Origin of the sequence: Sorangium sp. So ce321, from assembly GCF_051530195.1 — a bacterium.
Taxonomy (GTDB): Bacteria; Myxococcota_A; Polyangia; order Polyangiales; family Polyangiaceae; genus Sorangium.
The window spans coordinates 3,381,814-3,401,969 of record NZ_CP150329.1 but is presented as its reverse complement, the minus strand read 5'-3'; the positions used below and the strand labels follow the sequence as shown (position 1 = coordinate 3,401,969).

The window sequence follows — 20,156 nt, the reverse complement described above, 5'->3', positions numbered from 1 at the left end:
AAGATCACGCACAACAACTACTTCGATACGGTGGATGAGGTGCTTGACGTCACCGACACATTTGGATTTGCTGCTCCCCTGGGCGCGGGAATGCCTTGCATCCCCGCCCCGCGCCCCTCGGATGGTTCAAACCGACGGTCCCAACAACAAGAGATCCAGCATGATCGATCTGTCTGCCTTCCCCATCACGCGCAAGTGGCCCGCGCAGCATCCCGACCGCATCCAGCTCTACTCGCTGCCCACGCCGAACGGCGTGAAGGTGTCGATCGCGCTGGAGGAGACCGGCGTGCCCTACGAGGTCCACCGTGTCGCCTTCGACACCAACGACCAGCTCTCGCCCGAGTTCCTCTCGCTCAACCCGAACAACAAGATCCCGGCGATCCTCGACCCGCAGGGGCCGGGCGGCAAGCCGCTCGCGCTGTTCGAGTCCGGCGCGATCCTGCTCTACCTCGCGGAGAAGAGCGGCCAGCTGCTGCCGCAGGACGCGGCGCGCCGCTACGAGACGATCCAGTGGGTGATGTTCCAGATGGGCGGCGTCGGCCCCATGTTCGGCCAGCTCGGCTTCTTCCACAAGTTCGCCGGCAAGGACTACGAGGACAAGCGCCCGCGCGACCGCTACGTGGCGGAGTCGAAGCGGCTGCTGGGCGTCCTCGACGGCCACCTGCGCGGGCGCGCGTGGATGATGGGCGACGACTACACCATCGCCGACATCGCGATCTTCCCGTGGGTGCGCACGGTCGTGGACTTCTACGGCGCGGGGGAGCTGGTGGGGTTCGACGACTTCACCGAGGTGAAGCGCGTGCTCGGCGCCTTCGCCGCGCGGCCGGCCGTGGTGCGCGGGCTGGACATTCCGCCGCGCAACCCCTGACCGCCAGCCTGCGGGAGCGCCGGGGCACGACGCCCTGGTCCTGGCCGCGATGGGCGGCGGACGACGACGATCACTCTCCCGCTCGACTCCGCTTCACAGGATCCAGAGGGACTGATAGTTTCTGCCTTCGATGCGGCGAGGTACTTGGCTATCGAGCCCCGCTGGCCGTGGAGCGAAGGCGACCCCTTTAATGCCTGGATAGTCGGCGAGCTCAGCATCGCCGCGGTCGGGTCCGTCCGCCACGGCTCCTCGATATTTATGCTGGCAGCTGTCCGCAAGCTCACCTCCTCCGGGGCCGGTCGGGCGAGCTCGTCCACAGCTTCGTAGGGTCGAGCCTGATGGCCGGCCCTGGATCGGCACATGGAACGCCCCTCGGGTCGTTGTGATCACGAGTTCCGGTGCGAGCCGTGATCACAAGGTCGGCTTCCGGGAATAGGTAATGAATAGCCAAGGAGGATACGTGCGTCCAACTTCACTTCAAACTTTCGCTCTCATCATCGGATTCGTTGCCGTGGGCTGCTCGGGATCGGACGACTCCCCCGGAGAGGCCGGGTCGGGCGGCGGCTCGGCTGGGACGGGCGGCTCGACCACGACCAGCACGACCACGGGCAGCGGCACCGGCGGTGCGGGTGTCACGAGCGGGTCGACCGGCGTGACCACGGGCAGCACGACCACGACCACGAGCAGCACGGCCACGGGCGGACCGGCAACGACCGGGACCGGGGGCTCGGAAGGCCCCGCCACCTCGAGCTCAACCGGGGGCTCGGAAGGCCCCGCTACCTCGAGCTCAACCGGCACACCTGCCGCGTGCACGGAAGCCGACAAGGAGGTCTGCAGCGATGACATCGGCACGCACTGCGGACTCACCTACGAGTACTGGAAGGACCGGGGGGAAGGATGCCTGGTCAACAAGGCTGACGGCTTCAGCGTAGAATGGCGCAACATCAACAACCTGTTGGGCCGTAAAGGCGTGAGGCCGGGTGGGAAGGACCACGTCGTCACCTACGAGGCCGACTACCGGCCAAACGGCAATTCATACCTGGGCGTCTACGGGTGGACGACAAGCCCGCTCATCGAGTATTATATCATCGATAGCTGGGGCAACTGGCGTCCGCCGGGCGGAGAAGGGCTCGTGGGCACCGTCGAGAGCGACGGAGGCACCTACGACATCTACAAGACGCAGCGAGTCAACCAGCCTTCCATCGAAGGCAACGCGACCTTCTATCAGTTCTGGAGCGTCCGGAAGGAGAAGCGCACGAGCGGAACCATCACGGTCGCCAACCACTTCAACGCATGGGAGCGCCAGGGACTGACCCTGGGGACCTTCTATGAGGTCTCGTTGGTCGTGGAAGGGTATCAGAGCAGCGGGAGCGCTGACGTGAAGGTCTCCATCGAATAGGCGTTGATGCTCGAGCATCGTCTCGTTCATTAACTGGAAGACGTGAACATTCACGGGCTGGGAGGGGCTCTGAATCGCCGGCGCCAGGACATATGATCGGCGCTTTCCCGTGATGTGAGGTGGCAGGTCGCGGTGTCAAGCGGCGCGTGGCGAGCAGCGGCGCGACCGCCGGCATCGGCGACCTGCAGGTTCTGGAGTGGACGCTTTTCCTTTCCCCTCGGCTCATCCGCAGTCGGCGACGAGCTTTTCGCAACGAATTTTTGACCCGCTTATCTGCTCGGAAGCCACTCGTCATGCAGTGCACCCAGCCGCTGGCTGACGCCCCGACCGGGGCTCGCCGCGCGGCTGCGGGAGCATGCCCTCGGCATCCAGCGGTCACCAGGAGCACCATGCGAATCAACGATCAGGCAGGCCTGTCCACCGTGTCATTCGGCAAGATTTCGCAACGCACGTTCGGTTTCCTCTCATGCGCTACGGCCCTCCTGCTGGGAGCCTGCAGCAGCGGCGATCCCGACGCCGGGGGCACCGGCGGAGCCGCAGACGTGGGCACCGTGGGATCAGGGGGAGCGGGCGCCACCCCCTCCGTCACCAGCGGCGGCGACGCGTCCACCTCCACCGCGACCGGCGCCTCCTCGTCCACCGGACAGGCCGCCGTCGGCAGCGGCGGCGGCGCCTCGAGCGGAACGGGCAGCACACACCCGAAGGATCATTGCGTCGACGGCTTCGATCCCCACCCCAGCGACGCGACGATCAAAGACGGTCCGGCGGAGTTCTCCAAGAACGGCCAGATCGACCTCACGGTTCAGCCGGAAGTCATCGCCTGGATGGAGCAGAACGAATGGCAAGCCGCCCACTTCGAGTGGCACAGCATCCGGCGCTGTGGCGGCGGTGGGTTCGGCGGCGGGCAGAGCAGGGTCGATATCTGCAACTCGTCGGTCCCGGTTCCGTCGGACCAGGAGTGCAAGACCACGGGCGACGGCTTCCAGTTCCTCGCCATGCATCGGCACATGATCCAGTCGCTGAAGCAGCTCTGGCCGAACCACTCGGAGCAGTTCGATGGGTTCGAGAAGTTCCCCACGACGGCGGAGGAGCTGCCCCAGCAGTGGAGAGCGGACTTCAGGCCCTGGAGCGCCACGACGCTCGCCAACGCGAAGATCGCCGACGAGATCGACAAGCCGGAGAACCTGAGCCGCTTCCCGGACGAAGGCGCGTTCGGTATGTGGCTCCAGTGCTTCGCCGGGCAAGCCATCCCCGGCGCGAGCGTGTCGGCCAGCGGCCTGCACGGGGATCTCCATTTCAAGTGGGTGCGCAGCAACAACACCGACCACGGCCTCGGCAACCAGTTCACGAACATCGACAACTACATGTTCTGGAAGCTGCACGGCTGGATCGACAACGTCTGGGAGAAGTACCGCATCGCCAAGGGGCTGTCGCCCACCGACGAGGCGCTGAAGGACGCAGTAGCGGCCCAGTGCTACGAGATGGACGCGATCGCTCGTGTCATCAATCCTGAGCTGAACCCGGAGCCGGAAGAGCCCCTCCCCACCGAGTCCGGCGTGTTCCACACCACCATCCGTCCGATCTTCGAGAGCGAGGTCCACAAGTGCAGCGGTTGCCACGCTGCGCCGTCGACCGGTCCACAAGCAGGTCTGTCGCTCGGCGGCGACATCAGCTCGACGGACATCGTCGCGGGCCTCGTCAACAAGCCCTCCACGCACGGCGGGCAGTTCAAGCTCGTGGTGCCGGGAAATCCGGACCAGAGCTGGCTCTACCTCAAGGTCGCCGGGACGGCTGGGAGCGCAGGATGCAGGCCTTCCGGCGCTGCCACCTGCAACACGGGCGTCATGCCGCAGGCCGCGGACGGGAGGCCGACCGTGACGAGCGCCCAGCTTGCGGCCCTCCGCCAGTGGATCCAGGACGGCGCGCCCGCGCCGACGAAGATGTAGACTCGCCCCGATCCGCCTCACCCACGGCCCGCTTGCCCCTCGTGAGCGGTCCGTGGGTGGCAGCTCGCGCGAAAGCTCGCGATCGAGCTCGTCATCGCTGGGAATGGCCGCTCTCCGCGCCCTGGCCGGCGCTGCTCATCGCGCCGTCGTGTCCTCCGCCGACCCGCGTCCCTCGGCGCGGTGCTCGCCGATCACCTCGATCGCGCCCACGATGGCGTCGTTGAACGCCTCCAGCTCCTCGGCGGGGATCCAGTACTCCGCGTGAAGGCGCGAGCCGACGATCTGCACGTCGTACTTCGCAAGGAAGTCCGATCGCACGGCGAACCGCGTCACGTAGCCGACCTTGCCGTCGGCGGTGTTCCATCGGCTCGCGATCTGCGTCGCGTACTCCTCGTTGCAGACCGGGTAGAAGATGGGCTGTTCCGGGAGGCGCGGCGGGAAGCGGCGGTGGCCGCTCGCCGCGATGAGGTCGAGCTCGGCCTGGCCCACGGGGCGGTAGAGCGTCGTGGTGGGGGTAACGGGCGTCATGACCGGCAGCATACAGCCAGGATCAACGCGCGTCTGTGATTCGATCCCGAGCCCATGCTCCCCCCGGCTTCATGTCGGAGGCTGTGGCCTGAAGGCCCCGGCCTTCAGGCGTGGAGGCTCGCCCCTCCAGCGAGACGCCCCGGGTCGAGCAGCGCTATCGGCCGCTCGGCGGGGAAGGTCGACACCCTCGAGAGGAGCCCGCGGGTGCTCTCCTGGACCGCGAGGAGAGCGACCGCGCTCTCGCCCGGCCCCCGGAAGCGCGCGTGATCGTCGATCTTTTCCGCCGACGCACATGCGCGAAAGCAACGCCACGCGAGCCCGAGGCTCACGGCGGCCGACGAAGCCGGGGCGGCCGGTCCTCGTCCGCCGCGAGATCGTCGGCACGCCCATTGCTAAATCCAAGAATGCGAATCAGCGGCTCGCGGCGCGCTGCCTCGGACTGGCGCCGCAGGATGGTCGATGCTTCAGGCGGCCGACGCGTCGGGGGACGCGCGTGCCGCGCGGCGCGCATCGATCGCGACCATGGGCATGGCTCATCGGCCGAGGCACGCCGCGCCTCCCCGAGAGAGCCTTTGATCAAGAAGGGAATGAACATGTACGACCACGCTCGGAAGACCACGCTGTCCCTCCAATGGCTCGCCTTGCCCGTCATGACGGCGCTGCTGGCGGGATGTCTGACGGTCGATGAGGACACGGAGCCTTCACACGAAGACTCCGCCTTGGAAGGACGCCTGTCTCCCAGCGGATTTTCCTCTCCGTCGTTTGCCCCCCTGGCCGAGACCGACTGGGAAGTGGAGGGGTTCGCCCGCGAGCGCGGCATCTCGTACGCCGAAGCGCAGCAGCGGCTCGGCTGGCAGACGCTCGCGCCGCAGCTCGACGAACAGCTCCGCGCCGATCTGGGTGACCGGCTCGGCGGCGTCTGGGTCGACGTCGCCGGCGGCGACCGGATCCTGGTCGGCGTCGTGCGCGAGGCCGTCACCGACGCAGCCGCTGTCGTGCGGGACGCGGCCCGGAAGATCGGCCTGACCGAAGGCTACGACATCGTCCCGGTCCGCCGCTCTCTGGCGGAGATCGAGCGCGTCAACGAATGGCTCGGCGCCGAGATCGAGAGGGTCAACGACGGCGCGGCCGCGACCCTGACCGCCGGCCTGCGCACGGACCTCAACGCGGTCGAGCTGCAGGTACCGGCCGAGGGCCGGCTGACCGATGCCCAGCGCGACCTGGTCGCCACCGCGAGGGCGCGGCTCGGCGACATGATCGTGGCCGGTTCGTACGCCGGCCGCCCCGCGGCGCGCGCCTGCGTCTATCCTTATTGTGACTCGCCGCTGCGCGGCGGTATCCGGATCACCAACTCCGGCACGGGCTGCACCGGGGCGTTCATCGCCAGGAGCAAGGTGGACGACGTGCTCTACCAGTTCACCGCCGGGCACTGCGCGTACGACAACTACGACGACTGGTCGACCCGCTTCACGGACGCCTCCAGCCATGTGGTCGGCCCCGTGCATCACTGGGAGTGGCACAAGGGGGGTGACATGGCGATCTTGCGGATCAAGAACGTGGCCGGGTGGGATCCGGAGCCGTGGGTCTACGTCACGAGCGGGCCGGATACTACGACCAACACGGCGTACAAGATCACCTCCGACCACGTGAGCGTGCTGGGCATGCGCATCTGCACCACCGGCGCGTACTACGGGCGCAGCGACTGCGGGTACGTCACCCAGCTCGGGGTCACTGCCACGTACGACGGCGTGACGGTGCGCAAGCTGGGTCGGGGGTCGTTCTGCGGGATGGGCGGCGACAGCGGCTCGCCGATGTACGCCTCGCACGTCGCCTACGGGCTCCAGGTCGCTGGCTACAGCGAGTGCGACAGCCTCTATCAGGGCATCCGAGCCGCCGAGTCGGTGCTGAACGTCAATGTCTTGCACGCCGCGCCATAGCAGACCGCTCGTTCGCCAGCATGACGCGACGCGCTCCTTGCGCCGGCTCGGGCTGCGACCGGGCTCAGAGGGCGAAGCTACCTGACGCCTCGGGCTGGTAGACGATGCGCTCGATCCGGAGGCGTCGCGTGCGGCTCGGCGTGGGCCACTCCACCTCGTCGGCCGCTCGACAGCCGAGCAGCGCCAGCCCCACCGGCGCGAGCACCGAGATCCGGCCGCTCTTCACGTCGGCCGTCCCGGGGAACACGACGGTCACGCAGAGCCGCTCCTCCGTATCGAGGTCGACGAGATCGACCTTGGAGTTCATGGTGACCACGTTTGGCGGGATGTCTCCCGGCTTCACGACGTCCGCGCGCTCGATCTCGATCTCGAGCGCCTCCAGGTCCGGGGAATCGCCCCCGGGCCGCGCGCGGAGCGCTTCGAGCAGCCGCGCGAGCCGGTCGCGGTCGAATTCGGTGATGACAATGGGGTTCGAGTGAGGTGCCATGAGCTGGGATCTCCTTGTATCGTCGACGCGATGCGGGCTCGGCCGGAGGTCTGCGCCGGGCGGGCTGGCCGGCGCGAGCGCTCGTCCAGATCACTCGTGCAGGCGCCCTCGACGCCAGCCCGCTTCATCCCGGGAGCGGCCGGCGAAGGGCGCCGGAGGACCGCTCCCCTACGAGCGTGCGGGCGACCTCGGGCAGAGCAGCCGGGTCCGCAGGGGGACGAGCGCGCCACGCGCGGCGTGGCAAGGCCACGAACGCGACGCGACGAGGTGCAGGCAGGCGTTCATCCCGTGAAGACCGTAACACGACGGTCCCCCGCGGGCCACGACAAGGGGGGTAGCGCGTCCGGTCACGAACGAGCTCAGGGGAACGGCGCCCGCAGCGAAAGGCCGGGCTCACGGCGCAGCGCTTCGCGAGCCGGAGCCCGCCGTACTTGCCGCGTCTGGGAGCGCTGCGCGCCGTCCACAAGCGAGACGCGGCTGGCTCCGATGGATGCTGAGCGGCGCACGTCGCCTGCCGGAGCATCGAGGCGCGGACCGCGCCGACGGACGTGGCGCGGCGCCGCAAACGGGCGTCTCGCCCGGGGGCGCCGTGCGGTGGACACTCTGGTTCCTCGCCCACTGTTCATGTACCCTCGCCTACGTAGGGCAACCAACGGGCGGAGACGCCGGCTCCCGAGGCGCGCCTCGCGCCGTCAGCAGCGACGAACGCGCCGCCCAGCGCTCCCCCGGACACGAGCACCGGCGAAGAGCGCAAGCCGACGGTGCAGGCGCAGGATGGCCGGAGGACATCGCAGCCCCGTCCAGTCGAGTCGGGCAGGGCCGCTGATGGGCACAAGGCGACCGGTCCCGAGCCTGCGCCCCACGTGCCGAGCGCACCGGAAGCAGCGCAGGAACCAGTCTACCCCCTTCCGGGCGTACCCGTATCCAGGGATGGGGCCGGGGTCGCGCCGGAGAGGCCCTTCCACGATCTGTTCGCCCGTCGGGTCCTGGTCGAGGCCTCGGCGAAGGCGAAGAGCTGCGCGACACCCACGGGCCCCACCGGGAGCGGCGTCGTGCAGGTGACGTTCGCGCCGAATGGCCAGGTCGGTTACGCGATCGTCGTTGGTCAGCCGTTCGCGGCCACCGACGTCGCTTCCTGTGTCGCCTCGATCTTCCGAGGCGCGGCGATCCCGTCGTTCTCCGGGGGCCCCGTCACCCGGTCACAGTCGTTCTCGATTCCATAGCGCCCGCCGCGCAGGTCGTGGCTCTGTGGTCGCAGCGCAACGACGAACGGCAGATCTCTGTGGACGTGGAAGCCGGCGTGGGCCCCGGGAGCCGCCCCGGCCCTCAGGGATCCGAAGCGAGGAGGTACGCCCCATTCCATCCGCTGAACACGATGTCGGGGAGGCCGTCGCTGTTGAAGTCCCCGACGCCGAGATCGAGGACCGCGTCCGGCGTGGCGATCACCTCCGGGGGGGAGAAGTTGCCGTTCCCCTGGCCGAGGTAGATGGAGATCTCCGCGGTGCTGTGGTGGGCGATCACGAGGTCGCGGTTGCCGTCGAGGTTCATGTCGGCGTTCTGGATCTCCACGGGGTTGAGCCCCGTCGCCGCGGTGGCCTTGCTCCCGAAGGTGCAGCCGCCAGCGCCCAGCAGGCGCACCATCTTGTGCTCGCTCAGGGCCACCACCACGTCCTGGATCCCGTCCTCGTTCCAGTCTCCCACCGTCAGCGAGTGCGCGAATCCGCTGGACCCGACCCCCAGATTCAGCGCGATCGGGGCGCCGAACGCGCCGGCCCCGTTGTTCTTGCGCGCCTTGAACGTGAGATCGGTGTCCACGCCGTCAGCGTAGAGCAGGTCGAGGTCCCCGTCGGCGTCGCAGTCCGCGAGGCGGAGGTTGATGTTGAACCCGCTGGAGGCATGGCTCTGCGGCGCGCCGAAGCCGCCGGCGGCGCCGAGCCGCACCGTGTAGCTGTTCGCGCCATTGGCGGTGACGACGTCGTCGCGCCCGTCACCGTTGAGGTCGCCGACCGCCGTCTTGAGCGGGCTGTCCCCCACCATGAAAGAGCTGAAGCTTCCCCAGCTCGGGCTCCCGCCGCCCCAGCGGACCCGCACCCGATCTTCATGGGTCACGGTCGCGAGGATGTCCTTCAGCCCATCGCCGTCGAAATCGCCGATGGCGACGTCGGTCGGTCCGTCGCCCATGGTGTACTGGAAAGCGCCAGGGAACCCGCCGCTCCCGTTGCCGAGCTTGATCCGGATCTGGTCCCCGAGCGCCGAGGCCACCACGAAGTCGAGGGCGGTGCCCGCGTTGAGGCGGCCCACGGCGATCGCATCGCCGGAGTTGGGCACATCGAGGACCTCCACCGGGCCCGAGTAGCAGAGCTCGCTGGGCGAGTGGATGCCGTCGTTGCAGACGGCGAGCGCCTGGGAGGCCTCGCCCACGAGCGCGCCCTCCCCGTCCGCGCCGGCGCCCTCCTCGGCGTCGCCTGCGCCGGCGGCGCACCCGGAGGCCGCCGCGGCGATGAACATCGAAAGAAGAAGAATGGCTGTCTGGATCCTGTTCGTACGCATGATCGAGTGTCTCCCGGCAATCGCCGCCTCGGCCTCGCCACGGCCAGGCGTTATCGCAACCGGCGTACCAGCGGAGAAGCCCCGGCGATCACCCGGGTCTCCCCGCGCTCCCCTGGCGGAGCGTCACGGCGGCGCGACGCGCGGGTGTCGCGCCGCCGTGACACTGTTACGGGCCCGGTACAGCACCTGCTCCATGCTCGCCCTCATCGAGCACGGCGTGCCGCGCCCGGGCACATGACCTGGCTCATGGATTTGCTCGGCCGCTGACTCGCCTCCACCGGTGTGACCTGATGCTCACGATGGTCATCGTCCCCTGCCTGCGCACAGCCATTTTACCGGCCCTGCGGTGTAGAGGTTCACGATGCAAGCGAGCTCTGCGATGAGCCGATCTCTGCGGTGGCCCGACCTCCGGGGCGCGATCTGTACGTGAGTGTCAGTCTGCGGCGACCAGGGCGTTTGGTGCTAGCCGTCGACCCAGGTCCTGACTGTATGCTCCCCGCATGCGGAAAGAAAGCGCTGTTGGCGGCTCACCCGAGGCGCCGCTGCCGGGGTACGACGCCGACGACATCCTGCACCAAGGGCCGCACGTGATCGTCTGCCGGGCGCGCCGCGCCGGCGACGGGTTGCCGGTCAGGCGATCGCGAAGGAGCTCGCTCACGCGGGCGTCGTCAGCGTCCTCGGCGTCGAGGAGCGCGGGGGGGTGCCCGTCCTCGTCATGGAGGACTTCGGCGCCACGTCGCTCGACGCCGTCCTCCGGAACGACGCGCTCGACTTGCCGACCACCTTGCGCATCGGCACCCGCGTCGCGGGCACCCTCGCCGCGCTGCACCGCGCCGGCGTCATCCACAAGGACATCAAGCCGCACAATATCCTGGTCCGCCTCGATCCACTCGAGGTCAGGCTCACCGACTTCGGTATCGCCACGCGCCTCTCCCACGAGGTGCTCAGGGCCGAGAACCCGGACGTCGCCGAGGGGACCCTCGCCTACATGTCCCCCGAGCAGACGGGCTGGATGAACCGCAGCCTCGACTGCCGGACCGACCTCTATTCATTCGGGGTCACCCTCTACCAGATGATCACGGGCTCCCTCCCGTTCGCCGCGTCCTCCGCCATGGAGCTCGTGCACTGTCACCTCGCCAGGGCGCCCGCGCCGCCGCTCTCCGTGTCACCGCACGTCCCCGGCGTGCTCTCCGATATCGTGATGAAGCTCCTCTCCAAGGCCGCGGAGGAGCGCTATCAGCGCGCGGAGGCGCTCCAGGCAGATCTCGAGGAGTGCCTCCGGCGGTACGAGGCCGACGGCCGTATCGATCCCTTCCCGCTCGCCGCGCGAGACGCGGGCGGAGAGCTCTGCATACCCGAGAAGCTCTACGGCCGTGAGGCCGAGACGGAGGCGCTCGCGGCCGACCTGCGGGCGCGCGGCGGCCGGCGCCACCGAGCTGCTCCTCGTCGCAGGGCACGCCGGCGTCGGTAAATCCGCCCTCGTCCACGAGGTCTACAAGACCCTCGCGCGCCGGCGCGGCGACTTCGTCTCCGGCAAATTCGGGCAGCTCGCGCAGCGCGCCCCCTATGCGGCCATCGCGCAGGCGTTCGGCGAGCTCTGCGGTCACATCCTGTCCGAGCGAGAGGAGCGCCTGTCGGCGTGGAGGGCCCGGATCGCAGCCGCGCTCGGCGCGAACGGGCAGGTCGTCGTCAACGTCGTCCCCGAGCTCGCGCGCATCATCGGCCCGCAGCCCCCGCTCCAGCCGCTCGGACCGAGCGAGTCGCAGAACCGCTTCAACCTCGCGTTCCAGAGCTTCGTCCGCGCCGTCACGGACGAGCAGCTCCTCGTCGTCTTCATCGACGACCTGCAGTGGGCCGACCCTGCCTCGCTGAAGCTGCTCGAGCTCCTGCTCACGGAGCCGGAGGGCGCCGAGGGGCGCCGCGGCCTGCGCCTGTTCGACGTCGACCTGCCCGGCGACGCCGCCGCGCTCGAGGCGGCCTCCGGCGCGGAGCTCGCCGAGGTCGCGAGGTGCCTCGGCGACCGCCGGATCGAGGACATCGGCGCGGGCCAGGAGCTCACCGACCCGGACAGGCTCGCGGAGCTCAAGCTGCTCGCGTGCCTGGAGACGCCGGCCTACCTCCTGGACCCCCGCCTCTACCAGCTCGTCGTGGCCAGGATGGCGAGCCTGTCGCTCCGGCACGGCAACTCGGCGCTGTCGAGCTGGGTCTACGTGACGTACGGCTTCATGCTGGCCGCGTTCCTGGGCCGCGTGCGCGAGGGCTACGAGGTCGCGCAGGCCGGCGTCTCCCTGGACGACCGTTACAACGTCGCCGAGCTCAAGGCGAAGACCTGGTTCCTCTTCGCGGCCACCATGATGCTCTCGAGGCCGCACCGCGAGGCCCTCGACGCCTACCAGCGGGCCCTCGACGCCGCGATGGAGACGGGCGATTTCCTGTTCGCGAGGTTCGCGTCCAGCCACATCGCCGTCATCAAGCTCAGCCTGGCGGACGACGTCCCCGGCATTCGTGAGGAGGTCGAGCGGTTCCTGCGCTTCGCCCGCCGCACCCGGGATCCGGTGTGCACGGCGATGCAGACCGTCGCGCGGCAGATCATCGAGAACCTCGCGGGGCGGACCTTCGGCCGCGCCTCGCTGAGCGACGCCTGCTTCGACGAGGAGGCGTTCGCCCCGACGCTGGAGGGGCCGGGGCTCGCGACCCCCGCCTGCTGGTACTACACGAGCAAGCTCGCGCTCGCGTTCCTTTACGGGGATCACGAGGGCGCGCTGGAGATGGCCCTCCGCGCGCACGAGCGGCTCGCCGGCGGGGCCGGTCAGTACTTCGCGATCGCCGATCTGCCGCTCTATACCTGCCTCACCATCACGGCGCTCGGCCCCCGGGCGAGCCGGGAGGAGGGCGACAAGCTCGCCGCGCTGCTCGCCTCGAGCCACGACAAGCTCGCCGCGATCGCGCGGGACTGCCCGGAGTTTCGCCACATGGCCCTGCTCGTCGCGGCGGAGCGGGCGCGCCTCGCCGGCGAGGAGACCGATCGCGTCCTCGCGGCGTACGATCAGGCGATCGACGCGGCGCAGGGCGCCGGATACGCTCGTTACACGGCGCTCGCGTACGAGCTCTGGATGACCTCCCGCTCTCCTGGTCTGTATACTGCCGCGCTCGCCGGACCGCGCGCTCGCGGCGCCACCATCACTACCAAGGACCCACGATGCTCACGCTCCACCAGGGCCCCGCCGCCTGGGGCACGCCCAACATCAGCCCTTTCTGCGTCAAGCTCGAGACATGGCTGCGCATGGCCGGGCTGCCCTACCAGGTGCGCCCGTCCGAGATGCGGGGCGCTCCCAAGGGCAAGATGCCCTACGTCGACATCGACGGCAGCAAGATCGGCGACTCCCAGCTCATCATCGAGCACCTCCAGCGCGTCCACGGCGACAGGCTGGACGCCCACCTCACGCCCGAGGCGCGCGCCCGGGGTCACGCCATCCGGCGCATGGTCGAGGAGGGTACCTACTGGGCCCTCGTCTACGCGCGCTGGGGCGAGGACGAGGGCTTCGCCGCCTACCGCCCCACCTTCCTGAAGTTGCTCCCGCCGGTCATCGGCGGCCCCATCTTCAACCTCATTCGCAGGGACGTGCTGAAGACCGGGCGCGCCCAGGGCACCTTCCGGCACAGCCGCGAGGAGATCCACGAGATCGGCAAGGCCGACGTCAGCGCCCTCGCCACCCTGCTCGGCGACCAGCCCTTCATGCTCGGCCCCGAGCCGAGCTCGGTGGACGCGACCGTCTACGCCTTCGTGCTCGGCCTGCTCCGGTTCCCGGCCGATTCGCCGTTGAAGCGGCACGCCGCGGCGCAACCGAACCTCGTCGCCTACTGCGAGCGCATGCGCCAGCGCTATTACGCGGACTGGACGCCCCCGCCTGAGGGAGCGCCCGTGACGTGAGCGCGCGGCCGCCGCGCCCGGGGCGCCTTCTCGGCGCCGGTCGCCTCGGCTACCTTCGCCGGGTGTTCACGCGACGCGCTGGCGCTGACGATCTCCCCGGCCTCACCGAGGTCTTCGTCCGCTGCTTCAACGCGCCGCCGCTCTCCGACGGCTGGACGATGGAGACCGCCGCGCGCAAGCTCCGGGAGATCCATGATACGCCGGGGTTTCTCGGCGTGGTCGCCGAGGAGGACGGGCGGGTGCTCGGCTTTGCCCTGGGCAACCTGGAGCAGTGGATCTCCTGCCCCCATTACTTCCTGCGAGAGATGTGCGTCGAGCCCGAGCGCCAGGGCGCGGGCGTCGGCACCTGCCTCCTCGAGGCGCTGCTCCGCGACCTGGAGCCCCTCGGCGTGCAGGCCGTCTACCTGCTCACGACGCGCGGGACCCCCGCGGTCGAGTTCTATCGGAAGCACGGCTTCGAGGTCCACGAGGGGACGCTCGTCCTCCTCAAGGCGCTCGACGGACCCGGAGCGTGAGAGTGCCTCGACGGCTGGCGGCGCGGACGCTCATCACTTGAGCTTCGAGTGGTCGAGGTTGACGTTGTCGAGCCACCAGCGGTACGTGCGCCCATCCCCGAGGGGGCCGTGGATCCCTTGCAGGGTCCCCTTGTACTGGAGGCCGCCGGTGACCTTGATGATGTACCTGTCGCCGGTCACTCCGTCGCGCTGCGCGACGGAGGTCTCGAAGGAGACGGAGGCGGTCCTGTCGATGAGGTCCACGTCGATGTTGTGCGCGTTCTCGAGGCAGACTTTTCCTTTTTCGTCGTAAACCGAGCCCGGGGTGGTGATCGGCCCCGTCTGCTCGTAGCGCTTCTCGTACTTGCGTAAGTGGCTCATCGTTCTCTCCTTGCAGTCGTGCGGCGGACTGATGGGCACGCGATGTGCCACGCCTCAGCAGGTGACCGGCGCGGCGGTGAGGCACGAGGCGCCCCCGGTTTCTGCGAGAACACGCGTGAACGCGCGATCGCCTGTGCAGGTGGGGCAGATCCGAGGAGGTCGGCCGAGGGACGCACGCGCCTCAGGCGGCCGGCCAACGTCGGCCAGAGGCCGGCCAACGTCGGCCAGAGGTCGGTCCCATGGCGCCTCGCCGCGGACAGCCGGCTGGCGCCGGCGGCGCGGAGCTGATGAAGGCGCTGGCCGCTCCGCCGCCCCTCGGGCGCTCTACCCCTCAGGGCCGCCGACCCGCTCGCGCGGTCAAGGCGAATGCCCTTCTGTCACCCACGCCGCGCCTCTCGGAAACTCGAACTGATCGAGCGACTCGGGTCGCATGGTGATGCTGTACCCCGGCGCGCCGGGCGGCATGTAGCGGCCTGCCTGGATCACGACCGGATCGACGAAGTGCGCGTGGAGGTGATCGACGTACTCGAGGAGGCGATCCTCCAGCGACGCGCTCACGCAGATGTAGTCGAAGAGCGAGATATGCTGCATGTACTCCGAGAGGCCCACGCCGCCGGTGTGAGGGCAGACCGGGACGCCGAATTTGGCCGCCATGAGCAGCACGGCGAGCACCTCGTTGACGCCGCCCAGCCGCGCGCCGTCCACCTGGCAGAACCGGATGGCGCCCGACTGGAACAGCTGCTTGAACATGACGCGATTGTGGGTGTGCTCCCCCGTCGCCACGCCGATCGGCGAGATCGCCCTCGCGATCGCGGCGTGGCCGAGGACGTCGTCGGGGCTCGTCGGCTCCTCGATCCACCACGGGTCGAACGCGGCGAGGCGCCCCATGCTGGCGATGGCCTGGCCCACGTCCCATACCTGGTTTGCATCCATCATGAGCTTGCGCTCGGCCCCGATCTCCTCGCGGACGATCTGCGCCCGGCGGACGTCGTCCTCGATGTTCGCGCCGACCTTGATCTTGAAGTGAGAGAAGCCGCGCGCGAGCCCCTCGCGGCACAGGCGGCGCAGCTTCTCGTCCGAGTACCCGATCCAGCCGGCCGAGGTCGTGTACGCGGGGAAGCCGCGCTCCCGCATCTCCTCTTCCCGCGCCCCGCGCGTCGGCGCGCTCCGGCGGAGGATCTCGAGCGCCTCCTCGGGGCCGAGGACATCCGTGATGTAACGGAAGCTCACGCAGCGGACGAGCTCCTCCGGGGTCATGTCGACGAGCAGCTTCCAGAGTGGTTTGCCCACCATCTTCGCCCACATATCCCAGGCGGCGTTGACGACGGCCGCCGTCGCCAGGTGGATGATCCCTTTCTCCGGGCCGACCCAGCGGAGCTGGCTGTCGCCGGTGATCTCGTCCCAGAACGCGCCCATGTCGGCCGTCATGGCGTCGACGCGCCTGCCCACGAGCAAGGGGCGGAGCGCCTCGATCGCCGCCACGCAGAGCTCGTTGCCACGGCCGATCGTGAACGTCATGCCATGGCCTTCGAGCCGGTCCGGGCCATCGGTCCTGAGCACGACGTAGGCCGCCGAATAGTCCGGTCTGCGGTTCATGGCGTCCGAGCCGGCGAGAGACAGCGAGGTCGGAAAGCGGATGTCGCGGGCGATGACCTCGGTGATGCAGACGGACATGGATCCCCCCTTCGTGGCCACGCCGGACAGCGCGCGTGCCCTCGCGGGTCCGATGCCGACCGAGGCCAGCGGATCACGCCGGCCGGCGCCTCCGGGATGCGCGGGCTCCGTGAGCTGCCGGCGCTGTCCTGGCTCCGCCCGCCGGCTCAGGGCGCTCGAGCGGGGAGCAGCGCGCCGGAGCGGCGCGCGCGGCTCACCACCGCGTCGGCGAGGCGAGGCCGCTTCGACCAGGTTCGTGGCCGGCGCGACCAGGCGCGATCCACGGCGGCATGTTTACCTCCTTTCACGCGTCGACCCGGGGATGGTCGACGCGCTTCGTCACGATGCTTGGAGGTATCTCATGATGCATGGAATTCGACTCTCGAGCAGCACGAGGAGCCATCAGCTCGCCGTGCTCGTCACCGCGGCCCTCGCCGTCGCGGGGTGCCACGTCAACGCGGGAGATGACGACCACGACGGGAGCGGCGGCGAGCCGGCCAGCACGGGCTCGGGCGGCAGCGGCGCCGCGGACGGCAGCGGCGCCGCGGGCGGCGGTGACGCCACGGGCAGCTGCGGAGGTCCGGAAGGCGATGGCGGCGCAGGCGACGGCCTCGCTCCGACGCACAGCGGCATCATCTCCATCCAGGATGTGTCGATCCTCGGTGCGCCTCAGGCGGGGCACGGCCTCACGGTGCAGGTCCTGTTCACCGCGGCGAAGCCCCCTCGTTACGAGGAAATGCCCGGCCAGATCGCTGGATGCAAGGCCTGGGTCCACGACGTGCAAACCGATCCGCCGCCGCCGCTCACCGATCAGGGCGTCGTCACGATTGCCGGGCTCAAAGGAGGGTCGGTCGATTGCCGCTTCGAGGGCAATGGCTACGTCTGCCCGACGCACCGCGGAGCGGGCCAGGCGAGCGTGACAGCCGGGGAGATGGGCACCGCGTCGTACGTGGTCCGTGGCGCGGAGTTCTCCGCGGCCGACGTGGGTCGCTACCTGCGTGTGGGCGGCGCGGCGACGGGCGGGAACAACGGGGCGTTCCCCGTCGTGGCGGTGACGTCGAGCGAGGCCGTGGTCGTGGCCAACCCGCGCGCGGCCGAGGAATCGTTTGCCGCCGACTACCTCGTGCTCGCCGGCGCAGGGCCCGTCCCAGGCAACCCGAACGATCCCATCGAGAGCGGCGATGAGATCACCGTGGGCATCGAGCCCGGCGGCGAGATGGCCTTCACGTTCCCCGATGCAGGACCCATCGTGGCGGGGGAGGCCTTCCAGCTCGACGACGCCTCGCGGGCCGCGCTCGGCGCGGTGCCGCTCGATGGCACGCCGATGACCCTGGGCTGCGGCGGGGAAGGCGGGAGCTGCGGCGCCGCGCAGGGGACGCTCGTGCGGTTCACCAGCACCGACGGCAGCGTCGATGGGGCGCCGCCGTCCGCGATGCCGCCCCCCGTCGGCAAGCAGGTCGAGGTCCAGTGCGTCACGCTGGCAGGGGACGGCTCCATCACGGTCCCGGCCGAGGTGATGAAGCTGCTCCAGGAGGCGCACCAGGCGTCCCCCATCACACGCATCCGGACCGCGTTCATGCGCGAGGGCGTGGCGAGCGCGACGAACCCCGGGCCAGGCCCAAGGAACACGACCTATGTCGTGGCCGGCCACGGGATCGTGGGCTTCACGAGCCCCTGAGCCCGCACGGACCAACACGCTCCTGATCGCCGCGTCATGCCTGACGCGCCCACGGAGTCTGCCGCTGCACGGATCGCCGTCCGCGGGGCGCTCCCGTCACTGGCATGCTACATGCTGGCGCCGGGCGCATGGTGCGACCCAGACCGACCGTCGTGGCGGGAGTGCTCCAGCGAGTCGTGGACCATGCGCTGCGGGACGGCGTGCGGCTCGACGCCATCCGCCGCGCGGCGCGCCTGCCGCCGGCGCTCACCGAGGACCCCGGGCGACGCGTCGAGTTCGACCACCTGGTCGACCTGTGGACGTATCTGGGGCAGACGCTCGATGACCCATCTTTGCCGCTCCGGGTGGCTCGAGCGGCGGCCATCGAGGATCTGCACGTGCTCGGCTTCGCGATGATGACGGCGCCGTCGGTGCGTGATGCGCTCGACACCATCGCTCGTTTCGGCGCGCTGCTCACCGACTCGGGTCGTTGGGAGATGACGGAGACATCGAGACGTGTCCATCTCCGGTGGTACCGGATGCGGCCCCTCACCCTCGGGCACCGGCTCTCCAACGAGACGGCCGTCGCGCAGGGCCTCGGCTGCCTGCGGCGGCTCGCCGGCCCCGACGTCACGCCCGTCGAGGTGACCTTCCGCCATTCGGCGCCGCCTCGCCGGGCCGGGCACAGCGCGTTCTTCGATTGCTCCGTGCGCTTCGACGCGCTGCACGACGGGCTCTCGTTCCACCGCGAGATCCTCGACGCGGTGCCCCCCTCGGCCAACCGTACGCTCTGGGAGTACCTGTGCGGATCCGCGAAGGGGCTGTCGGCGCAGCTCGCGCCGCGGTCGCTCGTGGACGCCGTCCAGCAGGAGGTCGTCCGCGAGCTGTCGAGCGCCGGCGGCGGTATCCCGTCGCTTCCGTGCGTGGCCCGCGTCCTCGGCACGACGGAGCGGACCTTGCGCCGGCGCCTCGAGGCCGAGGGGACGAGCTTCCGCCGCCTCGTCGAGGAGGTGCGCCGCGAGCGCGCCGGCAGCTTGCTCCGGGGGGAGGCGGCCAGCGTGACCGAGGTCGCGCTCCAGCTCGGCTTCTCGGACACGACCGCGTTCAGCCACGCGTGCCGGCGATGGTTCGGCAGCGCGCCACGCGCGCTGCGCGGGAGCCTCCGGGCCACGCCGGAGGTGGACCCGTCGTTGCCGCGTTGACGAGGCGGGACGCCCGACAAGGTTGAGCCCCGGAGCCCGGCGTCCGTGTCGAGCGCGCGGAGCGCGGCGCCCCTTGGTCGAGCTCGGCGAGCGCGGCGGCCCAAGGACGCAGGCCGCGCGCCGATGAGGGGCGCGCCGCACCTCGAGCGCGTCGTCACGGTGTGCAGTGTCGCCTGGCACACCGCCACCTGACATGCCATCAAGCACGGATGCATATCCTACCATCGATTGCCTTATCCACGGATGGCCGGCGGCGCACCGATTGCAATGTCTCTGGAATGTATCGGCGCTTGTCCCTCGGTCCGGTCTTGCTCACCTCTCTCGTGCTCGCGGCGGGCTGCGGCGGCGCGGGGAACGACGGCGGCTCTGGCGGCGGGGGCCCGGGCGGCGGCGGCTCCGTCGCGGGCAGCGGCGGCGGCTCCGTCGCGAGCAGCGGCACCGGCGGCGAATTGCCGGACCGCTGTACGCTGCCGCAGGACCCCGGGCCCTGCGACGCGGCGATCCCGAGCTACTGGCACGACCGCAGCACCGGCGAGTGCGTGCCGTTCACCTATGGTGGATGCGATGGCAACGAGAACCGCTTCGAGTCGCTCGCGGCGTGCCAGGAGGCCTGTCCGGGCACCGCCCCGGACAGGGATGCATGCGCGGCGCCGGGCGATTGCGTCCTCGCGCCGCCGCGCTGCTGCGCGTCCTGCGACCCGGTCGACGCCAGCGCGTTCGTCGCCATCCACCGCGACGCGGTGGCGGATTTCTGGAATGCCAGCGGGTGCGGGGAGACGCCGTGCGCGCAGTGCACGGACGTCAGCGAGGCCGAGCGCACCTCCCAGTATTTCGCCGCCGCGTGCGAGAGCGGGCGCTGCGTCGTCGTCGACGTGCGCGAATCCCCGCTGACGGAGTGCACGCAAGACGCGGACTGCGCCCTGCGCGACGGCGTCGGGTGCTGCGAGTCGTGCGACGGGAAAGGCATCGTCGCCCTCAACCAGAGCGCGGATCTCCGCGCCCTCGTTTGCCCGGCAGAGCCCGTCGCGTGCCCTCCGTGCGCGCCCGTGTATCCGGAAGGAATGACCGCCGTGTGCTCGGAGGGCAGGTGCAAGCCGCAGCCCTCCGAGACGCCCTGAGGGCA

At 69.9% G+C, this 20,156-nt stretch carries 16 protein-coding genes and 1 pseudogene; 12 read left to right on the top strand and 5 right to left on the bottom strand.

The features are described 5' to 3' along the window. Positions 1 to 160: 160 nt before the first annotated feature. The 3 genes from WME89_RS13255 to WME89_RS13245 all read left to right on the top strand — a co-directional run bounded on the left by WME89_RS13255 (position 161) and on the right by WME89_RS13245 (position 4,213). Positions 161 to 868, top strand: coding sequence for a glutathione S-transferase N-terminal domain-containing protein (locus WME89_RS13255; protein ID WP_438009541.1), 708 nt, complete (start codon positions 161 to 163; stop codon positions 866 to 868). Between the two features lie 511 nt (positions 869 to 1,379). After that, positions 1,380 to 2,267, top strand: a complete 888-nt coding sequence (locus WME89_RS13250) for a glycoside hydrolase family 11 protein (protein WP_438009540.1) — start codon at positions 1,380 to 1,382, stop codon at positions 2,265 to 2,267. A 551-nt stretch (positions 2,268 to 2,818) separates the two neighbouring features. After that, complete coding sequence (locus WME89_RS13245) at positions 2,819 to 4,213, top strand: hypothetical protein (protein ID WP_438009539.1); 1,395 nt, start codon at positions 2,819 to 2,821, stop codon at positions 4,211 to 4,213. A gap of 135 nt (positions 4,214 to 4,348) precedes the next feature. Here WME89_RS13245 and WME89_RS13240 read toward each other — a convergent pair whose 3' ends face one another. Continuing rightward, the gene (locus WME89_RS13240; RefSeq protein ID WP_438009538.1) at positions 4,349 to 4,741 is read right to left on the bottom strand and encodes a hypothetical protein; all 393 of its coding nucleotides are present in this window, start codon (positions 4,739 to 4,741) and stop codon (positions 4,349 to 4,351) included. Positions 4,742 to 5,334: 593 nt separating this feature from the next. On the opposite strand from WME89_RS13240, the gene WME89_RS13235 reads away from it, so the two are divergent. Then, positions 5,335 to 6,678, top strand: coding sequence for a S1 family peptidase (locus WME89_RS13235; protein ID WP_438009537.1), 1,344 nt, complete (start codon positions 5,335 to 5,337; stop codon positions 6,676 to 6,678). 64 nt (positions 6,679 to 6,742) lie between these two features. Here the strand turns inward: WME89_RS13235 and rnk are convergent, their stop codons facing one another. Further along, positions 6,743 to 7,165 carry a nucleoside diphosphate kinase regulator gene (rnk, locus tag WME89_RS13230; protein ID WP_438009536.1) on the bottom strand — a complete coding sequence of 141 codons (423 nt, stop codon included), beginning with the start codon at positions 7,163 to 7,165 and terminating at the stop codon, positions 6,743 to 6,745. An 863-nt stretch (positions 7,166 to 8,028) separates the two neighbouring features. Between rnk and WME89_RS13225 the strand changes: the two genes are divergently transcribed. Then, positions 8,029 to 8,388, top strand: coding sequence for a hypothetical protein (locus WME89_RS13225; RefSeq protein WP_438009535.1), 360 nt, complete (start codon positions 8,029 to 8,031; stop codon positions 8,386 to 8,388). A 103-nt stretch (positions 8,389 to 8,491) separates the two neighbouring features. Here WME89_RS13225 and WME89_RS13220 read toward each other — a convergent pair whose 3' ends face one another. Continuing rightward, positions 8,492 to 9,715: an FG-GAP repeat domain-containing protein gene (locus WME89_RS13220; RefSeq protein ID WP_438009534.1), complete on the bottom strand. Its 1,224-nt coding sequence runs from the start codon at positions 9,713 to 9,715 to the stop codon at positions 8,492 to 8,494. A gap of 481 nt (positions 9,716 to 10,196) precedes the next feature. Between WME89_RS13220 and WME89_RS13215 the strand changes: the two genes are divergently transcribed. From WME89_RS13215 to WME89_RS13200, 4 genes and pseudogenes are all read left to right on the top strand, one after another. Continuing rightward, positions 10,197 to 11,186, top strand: coding sequence for a serine/threonine protein kinase (locus WME89_RS13215; RefSeq protein WP_438011929.1), 990 nt, complete (start codon positions 10,197 to 10,199; stop codon positions 11,184 to 11,186). Continuing rightward, a pseudogene (locus WME89_RS13210) lies at positions 11,089 to 11,559 on the top strand (AAA family ATPase); the annotation flags it as partial. The gene WME89_RS13215 and the pseudogene WME89_RS13210, both read left to right, overlap by 98 nt. Before the next feature lie 1,355 nt (positions 11,560 to 12,914). After that, on the top strand, positions 12,915 to 13,646 hold the full coding sequence (locus WME89_RS13205) for a glutathione S-transferase family protein (RefSeq protein WP_438009533.1): 732 nt from the start codon (positions 12,915 to 12,917) through the stop codon (positions 13,644 to 13,646). A 62-nt stretch (positions 13,647 to 13,708) separates the two neighbouring features. Continuing rightward, positions 13,709 to 14,161: a GNAT family N-acetyltransferase gene (locus tag WME89_RS13200; protein ID WP_438009532.1), complete on the top strand. Its 453-nt coding sequence runs from the start codon at positions 13,709 to 13,711 to the stop codon at positions 14,159 to 14,161. 33 nt (positions 14,162 to 14,194) lie between these two features. Here the strand turns inward: WME89_RS13200 and WME89_RS13195 are convergent, their stop codons facing one another. Then, positions 14,195 to 14,521, bottom strand: coding sequence for a hypothetical protein (locus tag WME89_RS13195; protein WP_438009531.1), 327 nt, complete (start codon positions 14,519 to 14,521; stop codon positions 14,195 to 14,197). Between the two features lie 357 nt (positions 14,522 to 14,878). Beyond that, positions 14,879 to 16,195, bottom strand: coding sequence for an L-fuconate dehydratase (locus tag WME89_RS13190; protein ID WP_438009530.1), 1,317 nt, complete (start codon positions 16,193 to 16,195; stop codon positions 14,879 to 14,881). Positions 16,196 to 16,535: 340 nt separating this feature from the next. Here WME89_RS13190 and WME89_RS13185 point away from each other — a divergent pair, with 340 nt between their 5' ends. From WME89_RS13185 to WME89_RS13175, 3 genes are all read left to right on the top strand, one after another. Beyond that, positions 16,536 to 17,852, top strand: coding sequence for a hypothetical protein (locus tag WME89_RS13185; protein ID WP_438009529.1), 1,317 nt, complete (start codon positions 16,536 to 16,538; stop codon positions 17,850 to 17,852). A gap of 161 nt (positions 17,853 to 18,013) precedes the next feature. After that, entirely contained in the window at positions 18,014 to 19,033 is a 1,020-nt protein-coding gene (locus tag WME89_RS13180; protein WP_438009528.1) for an AraC family transcriptional regulator, read from the top strand. Between the two features lie 290 nt (positions 19,034 to 19,323). Continuing rightward, on the top strand, positions 19,324 to 20,151 hold the full coding sequence (locus tag WME89_RS13175) for a BPTI/Kunitz domain-containing protein (protein ID WP_438009527.1): 828 nt from the start codon (positions 19,324 to 19,326) through the stop codon (positions 20,149 to 20,151). Positions 20,152 to 20,156: the final 5 nt, after the last annotated feature.